Source organism: Salinivibrio sp. HTSP (genome assembly GCF_003390965.1).
GTDB classification, from domain to species: domain Bacteria; phylum Pseudomonadota; class Gammaproteobacteria; order Enterobacterales; family Vibrionaceae; genus Salinivibrio; species Salinivibrio kushneri.
The window spans coordinates 1-2,475 of sequence record NZ_PXUD01000116.1 but is presented as its reverse complement, the minus strand read 5'-3'; the positions used below and the strand labels follow the sequence as shown (position 1 = coordinate 2,475).

At 51.5% G+C, this 2,475-nt stretch carries 3 protein-coding genes; 2 read left to right on the top strand and 1 reads right to left on the bottom strand.

Annotated elements, in window-relative coordinates; all coding sequences use genetic code 11:
* The first annotated feature begins 209 nt into the window (after positions 1-209).
* Positions 210-1,454: a malic enzyme-like NAD(P)-binding protein gene (locus C7A19_RS15400; RefSeq protein WP_077459028.1), complete on the top strand. Its 1,245-nt coding sequence runs from the start codon at positions 210-212 to the stop codon at positions 1,452-1,454.
* A gap of 78 nt (positions 1,455-1,532) precedes the next feature.
* On the opposite strand, the gene metJ is transcribed toward C7A19_RS15400, so the two are convergent.
* Positions 1,533-1,850: a met regulon transcriptional regulator MetJ gene (metJ, locus tag C7A19_RS15395; protein ID WP_069361878.1), complete on the bottom strand. Its 318-nt coding sequence runs from the start codon at positions 1,848-1,850 to the stop codon at positions 1,533-1,535.
* Between the two features lie 185 nt (positions 1,851-2,035).
* On the opposite strand from metJ, the gene C7A19_RS15390 reads away from it, so the two are divergent.
* Positions 2,036-2,475, top strand: a 440-nt coding sequence (locus C7A19_RS15390) for a PLP-dependent transferase (RefSeq protein ID WP_201264107.1), incomplete at its 3' end; no start/stop codon positions are given.

Below are 2,475 nucleotides of genomic sequence, written 5' to 3'. Positions count from 1 at the left end.
TGATCGTATCGTCCTTGTATTGGGGCAACAGGTCCGAGCATCATCGCGAATGCGTGTTAGCACTGGTGGACGTTTGCTCCCTGCGTTACCATCTTTATGCGAATGCAAACCTTCCCTGTGTGGTTTGTCGAGTGTCTGGCTAATATCGTTCACGCTTCCCTGGCGATATTGGTTATCTATCCCTTCACGATAATAATTAGGAACACTAGATGTCGGACGATAAACGCCAGCAAGCGCTGGATTATCATGCATACCCTACTCCCGGAAAAATTTCTGTTGAATTGAGCAAACCGGCCGACTCGGCCGCGGATCTCGCCCTAGCGTATAGTCCTGGCGTTGCTGAGCCGGTACGAGAGATAGCGCAAGACGCAGATGCGGTTTACCGCTATACGGGTAAAGGCAACATGGTGGCGGTGATCTCAAACGGCACCGCGATTTTGGGATTGGGGAACTTAGGCCCGATGGCTTCTAAGCCCGTCATGGAAGGTAAAGCGTTATTATTCAAGCGTTTTGCCGGTTTGGACTCGATTGATATTGAAGTGAAACACCGCACTATCGATGAGTTCGTTGATACCGTGGCCAATATTGCTGACACCTTTGGCGGTATCAACCTCGAAGATATTAAAGCCCCTGATTGTTTTGAAATTGAAAAACAACTGATTGCACGGTGCGAAGTGCCTGTATTCCATGATGACCAACACGGTACTGCCATCGTGACTGCTGCTGGCATGCTTAACGCGCTCGAGCTACAAGGCAAAGATATCCGTGAGGCGACGGTGGTGTGCATGGGTGCTGGCGCGGCCGCGGTTGCCTGTATGGAGCTATTAATAAAATGTGGTGCGCAGCGAGAAAAAATCTATATGTTGGATCGTAAAGGCGTGATCCATACGCGTCGTGATGATATCAACAAATACAAGCAGCTGTTTGCCAATAACACCGATAAACGTACCCTCGAAGATGTGATTGAAGGCGCGGACATGTTCGTTGGCGTATCTGGCCCAGACTTACTCTCACCAGAGGCCTTGAAGCTGATGGCAGACAAGCCCGTGATATTTGCCTGCTCGAATCCGGATCCTGAAATCCACCCGGATGTGGCACATCAAGTCCGTGATGATCTGATCATGGGAACCGGGCGTTCGGATTACCCCAACCAGGTCAATAACGTACTCTGTTTCCCGTTTATTTTCCGTGGTGCATTGGATGTGCGTGCCAGTGAAATTAACGATGCGATGAAACTGGCCGCGGTCGAGGCCATTCGCAGTTTGGCCAAAGAGCCGGTGCCACAAACAGTATTAGACGCCGCCGGCTTGTCTTCGCTCAGCTTTGGTCCTGATTACATCATTCCCAAGCCCATGGACGCCCGTTTGTTGCCGAAAGTAGCACGTGCAGTGGCGCTGGCGGCCGTCGAAACCGGCGTAGCTCGTATCGAGATGCCAGAAAACTATATGATGTAGCGAGGCATGTTGTCATGCGTAAGTGGCAGACAGCACGATGCTGCAGGTAATGAAAAACCCGCCGGTTGGCGGGTTTTTTTAGTATTCGCTATCGTCGAATTCGATACCCAGCTCTTTCATGATCCGACGCGCTTCGGCGGGGATGCTGTCGGGTTTATCCTTACGGATATCGTCATCGGTTGGCAGAGGTTGACCGGTGTAGGCATGAAGAAATGCCTCACACAACAACTCGCTGTTGGTCGCGTGACGCAGGTTTTGCACCTGACGACGAGTGCGCTCATCAGTAAGAATTTTTAGTACTTTTAATGGGATAGAGACGGTGATCTTCTTTACCTGCTCTTTCTTTTTACCATGTTCGGCATACGGATTAATGTAGTCGCCGTTCCACTGCGCCATGTCTCACCTATCTTGATTAAGGAATACCCAGGATGATGCTGCGGAGATTTTAGCTATATTAACCGCCACATGCAAAGGAGTGTAGACGTCTAGAAGTGTTGACGTCCCAAAAAGCGACGGGTAAGGTGGCAGTATGACGCCTGGATCACGCCCACCATGCGCAAACAGACTAGCAAGGACAGATAATGACAGAGAAAAAAACCGACACCATCGCCGTTCGCACTGGGATTGGCACCGACACCCAGCACCATGCGGTAGTGCCTCCCTTGTATTTATCGACCAATTACCGTTTCCCGGCTCTGGGGGATGTGCCTACCTACGACTACGCGCGAGGCGGCAACCCAACGCGTGCGCAGTTGGAACAAGCGCTGACTGACTTAGAGGGGGGCGCGGGTGCGGTAGTGACTAACTGTGGCATGTCGGCGATAAACTTGGTGTTATCTCTATTGGAGGCAGGCGATCATATCGTCGCCCCGCACGATTGTTATGGCGGCACCTATCGCTTGCTCGAATCACGCGCCAAACAAGGCATTTGGCAGGTGAGTTTTGTCGATCAATCCGACCATGAGGCGTTGGAGCAGGCATTGGCTAAGCAGCCCAAGTTGGTGCTGGTGGAAACTCCATC